The organism is Nocardia sp. NPDC047038 (genome assembly GCF_040644075.1).
In the GTDB taxonomy this organism is placed as follows: domain Bacteria; phylum Actinomycetota; class Actinomycetes; order Mycobacteriales; family Mycobacteriaceae; genus Nocardia; species Nocardia sichangensis.
Genome location: NZ_JBEYVQ010000007.1, coordinates 127095 through 143518 on the forward strand (window position 1 = coordinate 127095; position 16424 = coordinate 143518).

At 68.8% G+C, this 16424-nt stretch carries 19 protein-coding genes and 1 pseudogene; 12 read left to right on the forward strand and 8 right to left on the reverse strand.

The genetic code is table 11. The annotated features are described in order from the left end of the window. Positions 1-134: 134 nt before the first annotated feature. On the forward strand, positions 135-488 hold the full coding sequence (locus ABZ824_RS23635) for a RidA family protein (protein WP_356965581.1): 354 nt from the start codon (positions 135-137) through the stop codon (positions 486-488). Positions 489-545: 57 nt separating this feature from the next. Here ABZ824_RS23635 and ABZ824_RS23640 read toward each other — a convergent pair whose 3' ends face one another. Continuing rightward, positions 546-1538, reverse strand: a complete 993-nt coding sequence (locus ABZ824_RS23640; RefSeq protein ID WP_356965380.1) for an NAD-dependent epimerase/dehydratase family protein — start codon at positions 1536-1538, stop codon at positions 546-548. Between the two features lie 230 nt (positions 1539-1768). Between ABZ824_RS23640 and ABZ824_RS23645 the strand changes: the two genes are divergently transcribed. Next, entirely contained in the window at positions 1769-2365 is a 597-nt protein-coding gene (locus ABZ824_RS23645) for a helix-turn-helix domain-containing protein (protein WP_356965381.1), read from the forward strand. A gap of 62 nt (positions 2366-2427) precedes the next feature. Further along, positions 2428-2826: an NUDIX domain-containing protein gene (locus ABZ824_RS23650; protein WP_356965382.1), complete on the forward strand. Its 399-nt coding sequence runs from the start codon at positions 2428-2430 to the stop codon at positions 2824-2826. A gap of 57 nt (positions 2827-2883) precedes the next feature. Here ABZ824_RS23650 and ABZ824_RS23655 read toward each other — a convergent pair whose 3' ends face one another. Then, positions 2884-3738: a hypothetical protein gene (locus ABZ824_RS23655; protein ID WP_356965582.1), complete on the reverse strand. Its 855-nt coding sequence runs from the start codon at positions 3736-3738 to the stop codon at positions 2884-2886. A 380-nt stretch (positions 3739-4118) separates the two neighbouring features. On the opposite strand from ABZ824_RS23655, the gene ABZ824_RS23660 reads away from it, so the two are divergent. Beyond that, entirely contained in the window at positions 4119-4640 is a 522-nt protein-coding gene (locus tag ABZ824_RS23660; protein WP_356965383.1) for an OmpA family protein, read from the forward strand. A 47-nt stretch (positions 4641-4687) separates the two neighbouring features. On the opposite strand, the gene ABZ824_RS23665 is transcribed toward ABZ824_RS23660, so the two are convergent. Then, the gene (locus ABZ824_RS23665; RefSeq protein WP_356965384.1) at positions 4688-4903 is read right to left on the reverse strand and encodes a PaaI family thioesterase; all 216 of its coding nucleotides are present in this window, start codon (positions 4901-4903) and stop codon (positions 4688-4690) included. A gap of 46 nt (positions 4904-4949) precedes the next feature. On the opposite strand from ABZ824_RS23665, the gene ABZ824_RS23670 reads away from it, so the two are divergent. Beyond that, positions 4950-5981 (forward strand): DUF2293 domain-containing protein, encoded by a 1032-nt coding sequence (locus tag ABZ824_RS23670; RefSeq protein WP_356965385.1) that lies wholly within the window; start codon positions 4950-4952, stop codon positions 5979-5981. 29 nt (positions 5982-6010) lie between these two features. Here the strand turns inward: ABZ824_RS23670 and ABZ824_RS23675 are convergent, their stop codons facing one another. Next, entirely contained in the window at positions 6011-6415 is a 405-nt protein-coding gene (locus tag ABZ824_RS23675) for a hypothetical protein (RefSeq protein ID WP_355076538.1), read from the reverse strand. Between the two features lie 483 nt (positions 6416-6898). On the opposite strand from ABZ824_RS23675, the gene ABZ824_RS23680 reads away from it, so the two are divergent. The 4 genes from ABZ824_RS23680 to ABZ824_RS23695 all read left to right on the forward strand — a co-directional run bounded on the left by ABZ824_RS23680 (position 6899) and on the right by ABZ824_RS23695 (position 10108). After that, entirely contained in the window at positions 6899-8059 is a 1161-nt protein-coding gene (locus ABZ824_RS23680; protein ID WP_355076540.1) for a lipase family protein, read from the forward strand. A gap of 135 nt (positions 8060-8194) precedes the next feature. Further along, positions 8195-8521: a plasmid stabilization protein gene (locus ABZ824_RS23685; RefSeq protein WP_355076542.1), complete on the forward strand. Its 327-nt coding sequence runs from the start codon at positions 8195-8197 to the stop codon at positions 8519-8521. A gap of 42 nt (positions 8522-8563) precedes the next feature. Next, the gene (locus ABZ824_RS23690) at positions 8564-8806 is read left to right on the forward strand and encodes a hypothetical protein (RefSeq protein ID WP_355076543.1); all 243 of its coding nucleotides are present in this window, start codon (positions 8564-8566) and stop codon (positions 8804-8806) included. 240 nt (positions 8807-9046) lie between these two features. Then, positions 9047-10108 carry an NAD-dependent epimerase/dehydratase family protein gene (locus ABZ824_RS23695; protein ID WP_355076545.1) on the forward strand — a complete coding sequence of 354 codons (1062 nt, stop codon included), beginning with the start codon at positions 9047-9049 and terminating at the stop codon, positions 10106-10108. On the opposite strand, the gene ABZ824_RS23700 is transcribed toward ABZ824_RS23695, so the two are convergent. Beyond that, complete coding sequence (locus ABZ824_RS23700) at positions 10109-10717, reverse strand: TetR/AcrR family transcriptional regulator (protein WP_356965583.1); 609 nt, start codon at positions 10715-10717, stop codon at positions 10109-10111. Positions 10718-10781: 64 nt separating this feature from the next. Between ABZ824_RS23700 and ABZ824_RS23705 the strand changes: the two genes are divergently transcribed. Further along, complete coding sequence (locus ABZ824_RS23705) at positions 10782-11651, forward strand: alpha/beta hydrolase (RefSeq protein WP_356965386.1); 870 nt, start codon at positions 10782-10784, stop codon at positions 11649-11651. Positions 11652-11661: 10 nt separating this feature from the next. Here ABZ824_RS23705 and ABZ824_RS23710 read toward each other — a convergent pair whose 3' ends face one another. Then, complete coding sequence (locus ABZ824_RS23710; RefSeq protein ID WP_356965387.1) at positions 11662-12789, reverse strand: acyl-CoA dehydrogenase family protein; 1128 nt, start codon at positions 12787-12789, stop codon at positions 11662-11664. Positions 12790-12926: 137 nt separating this feature from the next. Between ABZ824_RS23710 and ABZ824_RS23715 the strand changes: the two genes are divergently transcribed. Both ABZ824_RS23715 and ABZ824_RS23720 read left to right on the forward strand, forming a co-directional pair. Continuing rightward, positions 12927-13301 (forward strand): MerR family transcriptional regulator, encoded by a 375-nt coding sequence (locus ABZ824_RS23715; protein WP_355076553.1) that lies wholly within the window; start codon positions 12927-12929, stop codon positions 13299-13301. Beyond that, on the forward strand, positions 13298-14161 hold the full coding sequence (locus ABZ824_RS23720) for a TIGR03619 family F420-dependent LLM class oxidoreductase (protein ID WP_356965388.1): 864 nt from the start codon (positions 13298-13300) through the stop codon (positions 14159-14161). The genes ABZ824_RS23715 and ABZ824_RS23720 overlap by 4 nt, the downstream gene beginning before the upstream one ends. A gap of 32 nt (positions 14162-14193) precedes the next feature. On the opposite strand, the gene ABZ824_RS23725 is transcribed toward ABZ824_RS23720, so the two are convergent. Then, a complete protein-coding gene (locus ABZ824_RS23725) occupies positions 14194-14694 on the reverse strand; it encodes a flavin reductase family protein (protein WP_355076557.1) in 501 nt (166 codons plus the stop codon). 430 nt (positions 14695-15124) lie between these two features. Continuing rightward, positions 15125-16384: pseudogene (locus ABZ824_RS23730) on the reverse strand (MFS transporter); the annotation flags it as partial. Positions 16385-16424: the final 40 nt, after the last annotated feature.

Genomic DNA, 16424 nt, shown 5'->3' on the forward strand with positions numbered 1-16424 from the left:
GCTGGGAGGCTCAGCACCACGACGTCATGGACAGCGGCTACCGGGCCGACAGGACGTACGTACTTCGAAATCGAATGGGAGCTGATGTGGTAGTCGAACGAACGGCAGTCAACCCGGTGACGTGGTCGGTGGAGATGGGATTCAACCAGGGCGAGCTCGTCTGCGGCCACACCCGGACCCTGTACTGCTCCGGGCAGACCGCGATGAGCGGCGACGGCAAGCCCAAGCATGACGGTGACATGGCGGGGCAGTTGGCGCTGAGCCTGGACAACCTGGAGGCCGTGCTGGGCGAGGCCGACATGTCTCTCGCGAACCTCGTCCGGCTCAACGTCTACACCACCGACGTCGATCTGCTTTTCCAGCACTACGGTGTGCTGGCGTCGAGATTGGGTGCTTCCGGGGTGGCACCGACTACCACGATGCTCGGGGTCACACGGCTGGCGATACCGGGCCAGTTGGTCGAGCTCGAGGGAACTGCCGTCGCGTGATGCCGCCTCCGGCGAGCACATGACCGCCGGGAACTGGTCCGACCGGCCCGTGCCCCATCAGGTGTGGGAATCGGTTTCGCGGCGCACGGATTCGATGATGGCGTCCCTGATGGGCCGCCACCGCAGGTCGAGCTCGGCCAGCGTGCGGGAGTCGTCGGTCGGCGTGGCGGTGGTCAGCAACCACGCCGCCTCGTAGCTGAGGCCCGCGCTGATCGGGAGGAATCGGGCGGCGGCGTCGGTGAGCCGTCCGATTCCCAGCAGGGCGGCCTTCGGCACCGGTATCCGGCGGATCCGTTGCCCGGCAGCGCTTTCCAAGATGTCCACGATCTCGTCGAAGGCCACCAGGTGACCGCCGCACAGATAGCGCCTCGGTCCGAGACCGGGGCGCATGACGGCGGCGTGCACGGCGGCCACGTCCCGGACGTCGATCATCTGCATCCCGCCCCGGATTCGCGGAGCGACGCGGGCTCGCAGGATGGCGCCCCAACCGTCGGAGGTGATCCCGGCCTGCGCCCCGAGACCGGGGCCGACGACGCTGGACGGATAGGTGATCACCACCGGAGCGCCGGTGGCCTGCAATGCCCGCGCGATCCGATCGGCGGCCGACTTGGTACGGCCGTAGGCGCTGCGACCCGGTGCGGTGGGGCTGTCCGGCGTGATGACCGGATCGGGGCTGGGAAACAGTGCGCTGTAGCTGGCCACGTGCACGATCGGGTCCAGCCCGAGCGCCGTCGCTCGGGCGAGCACCATCGCAGTGGCGTCCGCGTTGACTTCCCACATCAACTGCTCGCGCCGGTTGTCGGTGCCGACCACGCCTGCCGCGTGCAGAACGGCGTCGCATCCGACGAGCAACTTCTCCACGGTCTGCGGGTCCCTGATGTCACCGGGCAGCACGGAGAGCATGTCCGGCGTGGCGTCGAACATGCCTACCACCGCGGCGAGGGACTCACTCGGATGGACCAGCAGAACGACCTGATGCCCGTCCCGCAATAGTGCGGAAACGGTGTGCGCACCGAGATAGCCGGTGCCGCCGGTGACCGCGATTCGCATACCGGCTACCCCTCGTCGCTTCCGGTCGTACACGCGCTCGCCGCTCGGGCCGCCGAGCCGGTATCAGCCGGTATGTCTTTCGGTCCGCCCATCTCATTCCTTCGTCACCACGGGTTCCACCGTCCGGTCCACCACCGCCGCGCCCACGGCGCACGCGACAATGGCCGCACATCGGAAGCATCGATACGAATTCGATGCCAGCGGCATCGTAATGGAGGTCAGGGAGCGGCATGGGCGAAACGGCGCAGGACCCGCAGTCGGCGACCCGGAGCGCGGGCCGGCCCCGGGACGAGTCGGTCGAGCAGCGCGTGCTGGCGAGCGTGCGGGAGATGCTGGTCGAGGTGGGTTGGGACGAATTGAGCGTGCGGGCGGTGGCGGCACGCGCGGGGGTCGGCCGGGCGTCCATCGGTCGCCGCTGGCAATCGAAGGCCGAACTGGTGCTGCACGCCGTCCTCGGTGAGACGCCGGATCTGGGCCCGTTCGAGGGAACCGATCGGAAGGGATGGATCGAGTGGGTGCTGCGCGGCAGCCGGGAACTGTTCGCGCGGGACGATGTTCGCGCGGCCGTGCCCGGCCTGCTGACCGCGCTCGATCGCGATCGGCAATTGCGCGACCGGCTGTGGGCCGGATTCAGCACCCCCGCGGCCGCGCTGTTCGCCGCGGGCGACACCGAATCGCGTGCGCGATCCGAACTGGATGCCAGGGCCGTCATCGCGCTGGCGGCCGGTGCGGCGCTGTTCCTGGAGTTCGTCGCCGACGGTGACGACACCGCGCTGATCCACCGGCGCATCGGCGAGCTCCTGCACCGCGCCGTGCTCGAGCACTGAGCGGCCCGAACCGCCGGAAATCCGGTTGACGTCGCGTTCGGTCCGCTCAGTACAGTGGGCCGGTGATTCGCACCGCCGCGCTGGCCCATGTCCGGGATCGCCGCCTGCTGCAGGCGCGCTCGGTCGGCAAGGACGTCTTCTACATGGCCGGCGGCAAGATCGACCCGGGTGAGACGCCCGAGGCGGCATTGCACCGCGAGGTGCGCGAAGAACTCGGCGTCGGCGTCGTCGCCTACGACGAACTCGGCGTGTTCCGGGCCGAGGCGTACGGGCACGCCCCCGGCACCCAGCTGCACATGACCTGTTTCACCGCGGAACTCGACGGGGATCCGCGACCCACCAGCGAGATCGCCGAACTGCGCTACTTCACCGTGCGCGAGTACGCCGCCATGGACCACGTCGCACCCGGCTCGATGCTGGTCTTCCGCAGGCTGCACGAACTCGGCGAGGTCGACTGGTAGCTCACCGAGAAGGCCTGATACACAGAGGTTTTCGAGAAGAGCGAGCTCCCTGCCGCATCACGCGCCGTTCTGCTGCGGACCGCGCAGAAAACGACCGACGGCGGTCTCGTCCAGAGCGAGCGCCTTGACAACCGCCGCCGCGCCCACGATCACCATCGACAGGACGAAAAGCCAACTGACCGTGGTGAAGGCCAGCCCGAGCGGACCGAAGTGCGCTTCGGCGTTCGCCGTGGTCCGCGGCAGCACCACCCGCCCCACCGCGTGCATCGCGGTCAGACCGGCCGCAGTGAGCACTCCGGACACCCACAACGGCCGCCCGGTCAGCGCTCCCTTCGTGAGCAGGAAAGGCGCGACCGTCCAGACGCAAGCCCAGACGACCAGCTCACCGGCCAGGGCGAGCGGTCCACCCGCGTACCGGATTCGCGTGAGCTCCCTGGTCTGCCCCACCAGCGCCACCGCGATGGCGACGGCGAGCAGCGCGGCGAGCCAGCGCCACGCATCGCGCGGGCCAAGGGTCGGCACCTTCCATACCGCCGCGTAGACGCGAGCGAGCGCGCGCGCGAACGAGGTGCCGCCGAGCACGACCATGAGCAGTCCGACCACACCGAACGCCGCCAGCGTCGGGTCGCCCGAACTCGTGCCGGTTTCGGCGCCCAGAGAGCCGGAATCGAACCCCAACTGGTCGTTGATCGTCTCCGCCGCCGCATGCCACCCGCTGAACACGGACGCGGCGATGATCACCGGCAGCACCGAGGTGAAGATCTGCGCGGCGAGCACCATCGACCGATCGACGATCTGGACCTCCGCCAAGCCATCGATCATCCGGCGCACGGTGCGGCCCTGGGGCGTTCCGCGCAGCCATCCGGTCGCTGCCCGGCTCCGTGCCAGCGAGACTTCCCGGGCCAATGCCACGGACAACTTCACCACCGCACCGCGATTCACTTCCTCTGCTCATCCGGCCGCGAGGGGCGGATTCGCGCGACTGGTCCGCTCCGTCTCGACGTCCATCCGGAACCGGTCGTCGCCCGGCCAGGAGAACTTCCGCATTTCGCCGAATCGACGCTACGCCGTGCTCATGGCGACTCGCGCACATTCCGGCAACAATTGCGCCGCTCGTGACCGGGAAATGCGGCGACCCGCGAAACGGCACTCCGGGGCCGCGTGCCTGTGCAAGGATCGAGTGCACCGACAGCATTGGACACACGTATGCGTGCGGGCCTGTTCCCGGGCAATTCCACGCATCGCACCGAATGGCGCACACGGGATTTCTCCACCGAAACAGGAGTAGGCAGATGATTTCCAAGAAAAGCGTCAGTGGAATCGCCGCTGTGGCCGTCGCGCTGCTCGTGACCGCGGCGTGCGGGTCCGACGACGGCTCGAATTCTTCGGCGACGACGACCGAGCAGACCCACCCCCTGCGCAGCAGCCTGGCCGCGACCGCGTCCTCGGCCGTGCGCTCGGGCCTGAACACCGCGCAGCAGGTGATCCAGGACGCGATCAACGCGGCGCTGGCCGCCGCGCCGATCACCTTCGACAGCGGCAGCTCCGACCTCAGCGGGACGGACGTCGCCACCATCAAAGTGGTGGCAGTCCCGTTGAAAGGCAACGACGCCAAGGTGGAGATCACGACCTACGCCGAGGACGAGAACCCCGCCACCGCCAAATCCGTGGCCAAGGCCAGGGGCGACAACATCGCGGCAGAACTCGAGTCCGCGGGCGTCGAGAAGTCGCGCCTCACCGTGAAACCCCAGGGCAACCCGACCGACCAGAACATCAAGGTCGACGAAGCGAAGATCGAGGTGGTCGGCAGCTGACCGTGTTGCCATCGGGCCGTTCCCCGGCCCGACGGCTCCAATGTCGTTTAGGCCACGCCGTCACCGAGTTCGGTGAAGACGGCGCTGCCCATCGCCGTGTCCATCAACGTGGCCAGCACACCGCCGTGCACGGTGAACATCGCGTTGATCGTGGCCGGGTTCGGGTCGAGGTAGTACCGGGTGTAGCCGTCGCCCGCGGTCTCCAGTCGAATGCCCAGAGACGCGCCGACGCCTAGGTTTTCGCGAAGTCGAATCCGCCGCATCGGCACCGTCCTGCGCCCATCGCGGCGTGCGCTAGGGTTCGAACTCGTGTCCAAGCTGCGGCGACGGGTGGTCGAGGCTGCGGAAGCGGCGCTGGCCCAACGCGAATACGTGTCGGCGGTCGATGTGTTCGCCGTCCTGGGGTGGGTGCGGTCCGGTCAGGTCGATCGCTGGCGACAGGGGCAGGCGCCGTCGCTGGAGCAGGTCACGGCGGTGGACGGGCGACGAATGCTCGAAGCGGCGGATCTGCTGGGCGAGTGGGCCCGCGAGCACGGGCTGAACGCGAGCACAGCGGCGTATCTGTCGAGCGGCCGCGACCGCGAGGCGTTGCGGTTCGTCGACGACGGCGACGACACGGTGTTCCGGGTGCACTGGCTCTCGGCGGAGCTCAGCCCGGCGCGGCGCGAGCAGGTCGTCCAGCGCCAGAACCGGGCCCCGGATCTGACGGTGGTCGAGGCCGCTGAACCTTGGACGTGCGCGGAATGCGCCGAGACCGGCTCGTATCTGATCACCTCCGCGGCCGGGCCGCTGTGCCTCACCTGTTCGGACCTGGATCATCTGGAGTTCCTGCCGGCCGGGAACGCGGCGTTGAGCCGGCGCGCCAAGAAGGAGAGCACCCTCGCCGCCGTGGTCGTCCGCTTCAACCGGCGGCGCAAACGCTACGAACGGCTGGGCATCCTCGTCGAGGAAGCCGCCCTCACCCGCGCCGAACAGCAATGCCTGGCCGACGAAGAGGCCCGTTCCCGCCGCCGCGACCGCGACCGCGTGCGCCGCGCCGCCGAGGACGTCGAATACCGCGCCCGAATGTCCGACGAGATCCGGCGGCTGTTCCCCCGCTGCCCCGCCGACCGCGCCACCGAGATCGCCGAACACGCCGCCGCCCGCGGCAGCGGCCGCGTAGGCCGCACCGCCGCCGCCAAACTCCTGTCCGCCGAAGCGCTCACCCTCGCCGTGATAGCTTCCATCCGCCACCGCGACACCGACTACGACCATCTCCTCATGACCGGCATCCCCCGCTCGGAGGCCAGGGCTCGTATCCGGCCCACCGTCGACCGCGTCCTCGAAAGCTGGCGCGGTTGAGGCGGCGCTAGGTGGCATCGCGTGTCAGGTCATTTTTCGGCCCCGTCTCCCGCAGGCACCGGCGAACGACGGGCATGCTCGGCCACCCAGACGCCGACGCCGATCGCCCCGGCGACCGGCCACGAGACCAGCCCGGTGACCGCCGCCGCCCCGAGCCCGCCGAAATAGAGCAACGACTCCCGGTCCGGTACTCGATTGAGCACCGCCGTGGTCGCCGAGGAAACACCGGTCGCCACGCTGCGCGGCCCTGGCGGCAGCGGAACTCGCGCCATCCGCATCCCGAGCGTCGGAACCGGGACACGCACCCCGCCGCGCTCTGCGGTCGCGGTGTCGGAGCCGGTCGGCGCTTCGGTCTCGGTGGGCGGCGCGGAACGTGCCTTCTCCGGTGATTCGGAACCGGACTCGCGGACCTTCTCGGTTGCTGTCTTGGCCATGACCGCTCCTTCCTGCGCCCTGCACCTCGTCGCTGTGTATGTGATCCAGCCAAGCCGTGCTCGCCCCGCATCGCAACCCCTCGTCGGGATGCGTTCGGTCGCGAAGTGACAAACGAACGGACACCGCCGGACGTTCGCGGCCATGGCCGACGGCGGATCGGATGCCCAGCGCGGATGTGCGGTCTCCGCTTCGGACCCTGGGATTCTCCCAGTAGTGGCTGTTCAGTTGCTATGCATCACGATACCCACAATGAAGCGCCCCAAAATCGCCAGTTATCTTCGAGGCCAGTAGATTTTTCGCGCATTCACGAACTCACCACTTCAGGTTGCTGATAGTTTGCCGACGATGCACTCTTATGCCCGCCACTGTTCGGCGAATGCGGCGAACTACCCCTGGAGGTCAAGGTCGTGACTCGTCCGTTTCTTCGTTTGCTCGGCAGTAAACGCATCGGTTCCGCCCGTGCCATCGGCGCGTGCTGCGGAATGGCAGTCACTCTTCTGCTCGGGACGGCGGCAACCGCGGACCCGCTCTATCCGCAGCCCGATCCGGACCCGTTCTACGCCGCGCCCGCCGATCTGGCGGCGCACCGTCCCGGTGACATACTCGACGCGCGCGTCTTGCCACCGCTTCCGCTGTTCCCCGGCGCCACCGTCCGGTTGGTCGAGTTCCGGTCCACGAATTCGCGGGGCGCGCCGATCTCGGCGACGACAACGATCCTCACCCCCCTCGGCCAGCGGCCCGGCATGCCGCTGCTGTCGTACCAGCACTTCATCAACTCGCTCGGCACGCACTGCGCGGTGTCGCACCTGCTCTACCACAACGATCCGAACCTGTCGCTGACGACGCCGATGTTGAACGTCATGCTGGCGCAGGGCTGGACGGTAGCGCTGCCGGACCATCTCGGACCGCAGTTCGCGCTCGGCGCCGGGCGTTTGGGCGGCCAGATCACGTTGGACGGTATCCGCGCGGCCAAACAGCTACCCGAACTCGGCTTGCAGAGCAGCCCGACCGCGCTGGCCGGTTACTCCGGCGGCGGTCTCGCCACGGCATGGGCGGCCGAGCTGCAACCGACCTACGCGCCCGACCTGCGGCTCGCGGGCGCGGCCATCGGCGGTGCCCCGATGAACCTGGTGACGATGGCCAAAGCGTTGGGTTTCGAACCGCATCCGGCGTTCGGCCTGGCCATGGCGACGGCGATCGGCCTGGAACGGGAGTACCCGGACCGTGTGCCGACCAGCCAGTCACTCAACGAGCGCGGTCTGGCGCTTCGCGACCAGATGGCCAACAGCTGCACCAACGACATCCTCGCCGCGGGCGTGAACGGCAGCGCGCGCGACTACGTGACCTCCACGTCGGTCTTCGACACTCCGGCCGCATGGTCGGTGGTCGAGGAGAACAGTGTGGAGCTCTACCCGAGCGCCCCGGAAATCCCCATTTTCGAATGGCATTCACCTAGCGATGGGCTGATTCCGATCGATGCCATCGACAACACCAATCGCCATTGGTGCTCGGCCGGGGTGCCCGTGCAGACACTGCGCGTGGCCGACGTGGAGCATCTGACCGCAGCGGTCCTCGGCGCCCCCTCGGTGCTGCCGTGGCTCCAAGGCCGGGTTCGCGGCGAGCCCGCGCCCAGCACCTGCTGACGTCAACTCACCACCTCCCGGAGTAGCGGTCGCGCTCTCGGAAGCTTCGGATGGCCGGGCCCGGCGGACGATTCGGGCCCGATCCGGATTGCGCGGAGATTCCCGGGGTAGACCGCAGATACAGGAGGTGATGACATGCCGAAGGCTTGGACCGACAAGCAGGAACGCCAGTACGAGCACATCGCGGACTCGGCGAAATCCCGGGGCGCGAGCACCGGGCGCGCGAAGGAGATCGCCGCTCGCACGGTCAACAAGAACCGTGCCCAGTCCGGACAATCCAAGACCGCGAGCAAGACGTCGACCGACGACAAGTCCCCGCAGCAGCGCGGTGGTCAGCGTTCGCACAGCGGCGCCCAAGGGCCGACCCGTGACCAGCTGTACAACGAGGCCAAGAAGCGCAATGTCGAAGGCCGCTCGAAGATGACGAAGAAGGAGCTGGCGCACGCGCTCGGACGGGACTGACGCGACGCGCGGCTCGGCGACGAAGAAGCGAAAGGAGTGGAGATGACCAAGCAGCAGGAAACGGGCACCATCACCGGCACCAGGGACAAGGACTACAACCTGATCTGGTTCGTCGAGGCGTCCCTCGAGAACGCACTGCGTCTGGACACGTTCATCCAGGACGCGGAACGCGCCGGAGACACCGAGCTGGTGGAGTTCTTCCGCAAGGCGCAGGCCGACAGCCGCAAGGGCGGCCGGATGGGTAAGGAACTGCTTGCCAACCGTCTCGCCCAATCGAATATGTGACGTTTTGCAGACGAGCGGCGGACGGGAGCCCGAGCGGGTTCCCGTCCGCCGCTGGTTCGCAGGTCGTCCGGATGCGCACCCGCCCGTCGTGACGCGGTCCTGGCCGCGCCTTCGGGCTACCGCACCCGGCGGTCGCCGGGCCCGGCCGGGAAGAATCCGATTCACCGGTCTACCGCGGTGTCGTCGCCGACATCCTGGGTAAGTCGCTCTCGAACCTCGTCACCGAGCCAAGGAGCAGATATGCGCGTCGTCGTGGTCGGTGCCACCGGAAACGTCGGAACGAGCGTGCTGGAGACACTGTCGGCCGAAGCGGGAGTCAGTTCGATCGTGGGGATCGCGCGGCGCGTGCCGGGCATCCCTCGCCCGGGTGTGGAGTGGGTGCGCGCGGATGTGCGAACCGACGACCTGGAGTCCCATTTCCACGGAGCCGACGTGGTCGTGCATCTGGCATGGCTGTTCCAGCCCACCCATCAGCCCATGGTCACGTGGCGCGCCAATGTCGGCGGCACGGAACGCGTGCTGCGCGCCGTCGCCGCGGCGCAGGTCCCCGCGTTGGTCTACGCCTCCTCCGTCGGCGCCTACTCCCCCTGCCAGAGCGACGAGCCGGTGCCGGAGAGCTGGCCGACCGACGGCTGGCCACCCGCCGCTTACATGCGGGAGAAGGCTTACGTCGAAAGACTGCTCGATCGGTTCGAGGCCGAGAATCCGGATCGCCGCGTGGTTCGCATGCGTCCGGCGTTCATCTTCCGCAGGCACACCGCCAGTCAGCAACGGCGTCTGTTCGCCGGTCCGCTGTTGCCGAACCGCCTGATGCGCCCGGGCCTCCCGCCGATCCTGCCGATTCCGCGCGGCCTGCGGTTCCAGGCGGTGCACAGCGCCGACGTCGGACGCGCGTACGCGCTCGCGATCGCGACCGATGCCCGTGGCCCGTTCAACCTGGCCGCGGAGCCGGTGATCGATCGCTCCTGGCTGGCCGCGGTCTTCGATGCCCGGGTGGTGTCCGTTCCGCCCTCGGTGATCCGCGCCGCACTCGCGATGGGCTGGCACGCGCGGACACTGCCCGCTACGCCGGACCTGTTGGACGGGGTGATGCACCTGCCGATCATGGACACCGGCCGCGCGCGGGCGGAGCTGGGCTGGACTCCTCGGTTCACCGCCGTCGACGCACTCCGGCACCTGATCTCCGGGTTGCGGGCGGGCGCGGGGGAAGACACCCCGCCGCTGGCCAGCGACGCGGGCGGGCCATGGCGCTGGAAGGAGTTCACCTCGGGAGTCGGTGGCCGCGAAATCGGCGTCGGCTAGTCACTCGGCCGAGTGCGCGGCGCGCTGACCGCGCGCCCCGGCCAGTACCTGTTCGATACGGGCACTCGTGGACCGGCCGGCCGCGTGCAATGGTTCCGTCGAGCGCAGCGTGCGGCTGAGGACGAAAGCGCCCTCGAGGCTCGTGAGAACGGCGAGGATGAGATCGCGAGCGTCCGCCGTGGACAGGCCGCGGCGAACGAAGTAGTCGGTGCCCTCGTCGATCCAGGAGGCGATGACTTCGGCGGCGACGTCGCGCAGCGCGGGTTCGCTGTCGGCGATCTCACCCGCGACGGTGCCGACCGGGCACATGTTGATCCAGCCGGTCTGCTCGATCTGTTCGGCGGCCGCCGCGAAGGCGGCGGGTATCGCTTCGCGCAAGTCGTCGTGTGCGTCGAGCAGCAGCGGGAGCAACTGGATGTACGCGGCCCCGGACGTGCGCAGCGCCGCGGCGGCGATCTGCGGTTTGCCCTCGGGAAAGTGGTGATAGAGCGACCCCATCGGAGCCTGAGCGGCGACGGTGAGCTGCTTGACGCTGGTACCCGCATAGCCCTGCGTGCGCATCAACTCGGCCATCGCGGTGACGAGGCGCTCCCGGGTGCTGGTTGACATTTTCTCGGTCACCCTTCCAGACTAGAGCAAGCACTCTAGAGTGATCGCTCGAATGGAGGCGGACATGCCTGTGATCGAACTGCCCGCGGGACGGGTGCACTACGTCGAGCGCGGCGAGGGACCTCCGGTCGTCCTGCTGCACGGCCTCCTGATGAACCACACGGTCTGGGACCAGGTGATCGACGCCCTCCCCGAGGGCTTCCGGTACCTGTTGCCGGACCTGCCGCTCGGCGCCCATCCCCTGCCGCTGCGCCCCGGCGTCGACCTGAGTTTGCGCGGCCTGAACCACCTGATCGCCGACTTCCTCGCCGCACTCGACCTGCGCGAGGTCACGCTCGTACACAGCGATTGGGGCGGTGCGCTGTTCCTCACCGCCTACGGGTTGGACGAACGCGTCGGCAGGCTGATCGTGCTGCCGTGCGAGGCGTTCGACAACTTCCCGCCCGGCCTGCCGGGCAAGATGGCCACCGTCGCCACTCACCTCCCCGGCGGTATCTCGCTGGCGCTGCGGCAGTTGCGCGTCGGGTGGCTGCGCCGCTCGCCGTTGCTGTTCGGCTGGATGGCGCGGCGCCCATTGCCCGATGCGCTGGTGCGCGGCTGGACCGAGCCGGGGCTGCGCGACGCACGGATCCGGCGGGACCTGCTCGCCTACACCAAGTCGGCGTTCCCGAAACGAGAATTGATCGCCCATACCGAAGCGCTGCGCGACTTCCGTGGAGACGCCCTGATCCTGTGGTCTTCGGCGGGCAAGGTGATGCCGCGCGAGCACGGCCCCCGGCTCGCGGAACTCATTCCCGCGGCCCGGCTGGTCGAAATCGATGACGCGTACGTACTGTCCATGCTCGACCAGCCCGCCGCCGTAGCCGAGGCGATGTCGGCGTTCCTGCTCGACAACCACACCGCACCGGGGCGCGACAAGCGCTCGCCGCGCTAGCGCCCGCGAGTCACGCTTCGTCCGGCACGCCGAGGACACCCCGCCCGATCACACCGGCGATCACCTCCGTCGAATACGCCATGAGCTGGCCGGCCTGGGCATCGCGCAGATGACGTTGGATCGGCGACCGCTTCAGATACCCCGAGCCGCCGCCGACCCGAACGCCGAGCTGCGCCACTTCGACCGCCACCTTGTTCGCGAGGTACTTGGCTCGGGCCAGGTTGTCGAAGAACAGCGCGATCCCATGGTCGGCCTGCCACAATGCCTGTTCGTAGAGCGCGTGCGCGGCGGCGAGCCGGGTTTGCGCGTCCGCGACCTCGTACTGCACCCACTGCTGGTGCGCCAAGGGCTTGCCGAGAATTTCCCTGGTGCGCGCGTGTTCCACCAGCGCGTCCAGCGCGGCATCGGCGATGCCGAGCGAAATCGCGGGAAGCCCGGCCGGGATCACCGCGAAATCTCCCGGACGCGGCGCGCGGCCGCGGTACTCGGCACGCAGCACGGTGTCGTCGAACGCGAGCAGCTGGCTGCGGGTGGCGCGCAGGCCGAGAGTGTCCCAGATCGGGACGATCGATACCGTTTCGTCGGGGACCACGCCGAAGAAAGCGGGTTCACCCGCCACGAGCGCGTTGACCAGCAGATAATCGGCGATCTCGCTGCCGGAGACGAACCGCTTCGCCCCGCTCAGCAACCACCCGCCCGCGGTCGGCTCGGCGACGTGCTGCGGCTGGAGGAAGCGGTTTCCGCTCGCCGGTTCGGACAACGCGTTCGCGAAGCGCTTACCCGCCCGCAGCTCGTCGGCGAAGAACGATCCCGAACTCTCGCCGGTGAATTCCGCGAGGGCGACGCCCGCCCCCGCGTGCATGGTCCAGATCGTCGCGGTGGACGGATCGGCTCGAGCCAGGATTCTGACGAGACGACCGAGGCCAAGGTAGCTCAGGCCCGCGCCACCGGCCGATTCGGGCAGCACCGCGTCATCCGCGCCGGCCTCGTGCAACGCGTCCAGATGCTCGACGGCGAGCTCGGCGCGCTCGTCGTAGTCGGCCGCCACGGCCGCGAATCCGGTCGCCAAGTCGGCGACCCGGTCGAGCAATTCCCGCTCGCCGTCGCGGACCGGAACGATGAAATGCGCATTCGTCACGAAATGCTCTCTGGTCGAGGGGAATCGGCGAGCGAAGCTCGCCGGCTGATCTCCCCCGAGGGTACGCAGCCCGCGCCGACTTGCCTTGACGTCGACGAGAAGGTTTAGCGTGGCGGTAGCGGAGACAAGGAGGACGGATGCGCATCGGCGAACTGGCGGAGCGGGCGGGCACCAGCACGCGCGCCTTGCGTTACTACGAGGAGCACGGTTTGGTGCGGCCGCACCGCGCCGCCAACGGTTACCGCTCGTACGACGACGCGGAGGTGCTGATCGTGGCACAGATCCGCGAACTGCTCGGCGCGGGCTTCGATCTCGACGACATCCGTCCGTTCGTCGCCTGCCTGCGGGCGGGCAACGGCTCCGGAGACGTCTGCCCGGACTCGGTGTCCACCTTGCGGCGCAAGCTGTCCGAGGTCGATTCGTACCTGGCGCGGCTGGAGCGAGTACGGGGCCAGCTGCACGAGCGGCTCGCGGCGGCCTGCGAGTTCGACCGGATCGAGGAGCCGCGGTGAGGTTCGCGGTCAGCTACAGCACTCCCTTCTTCGGCGTCGACCCGGACCGGTTGATCGCCTACGCCCAGCACGCCGAGCGCTGCGGATTCGAAGCGATCTACCTGCCCGAGCACGTCGCGCTGTACCCGGGCGCCGCGGTCGGACCGATGGAGATCACGCCCTCGGTGCCGTTCGCCGACCCCCTCGACGCGCTGAGCTTCGTGGCCGCAGCGACCGAGCGGATCCTGCTCGGCACCGCGGTGCTGCTATTGCCCTACCACGATCCGGTGGTGCTGGCCAAACGCCTCGCGACGATCGACGTGCTGTCCAAGGGACGGATGCGCCTGCTCACCGTGGGGGTGGGAACCCTGCCCGGGGAGGCACAGGCCGTCGGCGTCGATTTCGCCTCCCGAGGCCGCCGCGCCGACGAGGCCATCGATGTGCTGCGACTGCTGTGGTCCGGCGGCGCGGACGGGGTGAGCTTCGAAGGCGAGTTCTTCCGGTTCGAGAACCTGTGCAGTTATCCGACACCCCTCGGCGGCGACCTGCCGATCCATGTCGGTGGATCGAGCCGCGCCGCGGCGCGGCGCGCCGGTTCCCGCGGCGACGGTTACTTCCCGGGCGGGGTGCTCGGGCCCACCGAACGCGCCGCCCAGCTGGAGATCGCCCATACCGCGGCCGCTGCGGCGGGCCGGGATCCCGGCGCGTTCGAGTACACGCGCTGGGGATCTATCGACATGCCGGTCGAGCGGGTCGAGGGACTGGCCGAACAGGGTGTCACGCGCATCGTGGTGAGCGCGAGCACAGGGGACCCTGAGCAAGCCAGAGACGAGTTGTCCGCCTTCGCCGAACGATTCGAACTTGCGAACGCACTGAAATAGCTTTCGCGCCCGGGCGGCGGTCCCGAACCAACTCAGACGGTATGGCCCGCAACCAGATCCGCCACCGAGTGGTAATGCAGCGTCTCCGCGGTGGGCCGCAGCACGGCGCCGTCCTCGGGTTCCAGCAGCATCCCGACGTGATCACCGAGGTCGTAGCGGTCGCGGATACGAGCGACGAACCAGCTGGGCACCGTGCTGAGCACCGGGATGCCGCCCGGACCCGGGCGCCAGTCGCAGTGCACGAACTTGTCGATGTCGTCGCCGGTCTCACCGCCGAAAAGCCGTGCGAGGGAGACTTGTTCGCTGCCGAGCAAATGCACCGCGAGCCGGTCGGCGTGCTGCGCGACCCGATAGGTGTAGTTCTTCTTGGACAGGCCGATCAGGAACCGGCGCGGCTCGATGCTGACCTGCGTCGCGAAGCCGACGAGACAACCGGCGCGCCGGCCGTCCGCCTGCACGGTGACCAGCAGCACGGGATAGTCCGCCGCCGCGACCACCGCGTCGAACACTGCGGTCCGGTCTTCGGTAGCCATCGGTCCTCCCAGCGTGATGCGGCGTCTTCCCCGGATGCCCGCGCGACCGTCGCGCAAACATGCCGGAACGAGCAGCGCTCACCCTACAACCGCGGCGGCCAGTCGTCTGAGACGCCGACGTCGGCAAGGGTGAGACGCCCGTACGACGGCCCGGTAGATCAGCCCTTTCCGATCTACATTGCCGTGGATGATAGTCCACCACAACGACTTCCGTGCCGACACTGAAAACGCATGGTGGCGGTCGCCACATTGCGAGCGCATCTCTGCATACGGCCTGGCCCTCACCTCGGCGGCCGCGGTTCGGCGGCACGGATCGTGCCACGGACTCGGCGGCGAGCGAGGCCATGGGCAGGCCGAGGATCACAGATCCGCGTTCCGGTCGACGGGATCCTCGCCGGTTCGCCGCCGCAGCGTCATGACGCCCGCCGCGAGCGGCGATCATGCACAATCCCACCACCCAGAGCCCGGCGCGCTGGCTGCCGGTCACGTCCTTCAGCCCACCGGTGACGTACGGCGCGACGAAACCGCTGACGTTGCCGACCGAGTTGATCAACGCGATGCCGCCCGCCGCCGCCGCGCCGGACAGGAAGGTGCCGGGCAGGGCCCAGAACGTCGGCAGCGCCGCGAGCACGCCCACCGCGCACACCGTGACCGCGATCATCGCGGCGAACGGATCGCCGAGATACAGCGCCACCGGGATGGCGAGACCGCCCAGCAGCGCGGGCAGGGCGACGTGCCGAGCCCGCTCACCGGTCCGGTCGCCGTGCCTGCCCCACCACACCATCACCACGGCCCCGACGAGGTAGGGCACCGCATTGATCAGTCCGCGCTGCACCACCGAGTAGTGCGCTCCGTATTGCTGCTGGAAGCCGTCGATGATCGTCGGCAGGAAGAATCCCAGCGCATACAGGCCGTAGACGATGCCGCCGTAGACGAAGGCGAGGCCGAGCACCCGCGGATGGGTCAGCGCACGACGCACCGTCCAGTGCTCCGCGCGCCGCAACGTGGCCTGCTCCGCGGCGAGTTCGCGAATCAGCCATTCACGTTCGGCGGAGGTCAACCAGCCCGCCTGCTCCGGACGGTCGGTCAGATAGAACCAGGTCGCCACCGCCAGCGCGACGGCGGGCAACCCCTCGACCAAGAACATGAAACGCCAACCGCTGAGCCCGAAGACGCCGTCGCCGTATCGAATGATCAAGCTGGACACCGTCGCGCCCAACGCGGTGGACATGGGCACCGCGATCATGAACAACGCGACGATCCGCGCCCGTTGCGCCTGCGGGAACCAATAGGTCAGATAGAGCAGGATGCCGGGAAAGAAGCCCGCCTCCACCACACCCAGCAGGAACCGCAGGAGATACAGCACGGTGGCGTCGGGTACGAAGGCCATCGCCGTGGCCACCAGCCCCCAGGTGGCCATGATCCGGGCGATCCAGCGCCGGGCGCCGAACCGGTGCAGCGCCAGGTTGCTCGGCACCTCCAGCAGCAGGTATCCGACGAAGAATATGCCGGAGGCGAATCCGAACGCGGTCTCGGTGAGCCCGAGCTCGGTCTTCATGCCGCTCGGCCCGGCGAACCCGATGTTCACCCGGTCCAGATAGTTGACGAAGTACAGCAGCCCGAGAAAGGGCAGCAGGCGAATCGTGACCTTGCGCAGCGTCGTGTCTGCCGCCTCGGCGGTGGAAACCATCTGCGCACTCTCGGCTCCGGACGGCCGCGTCGTCAAGGGC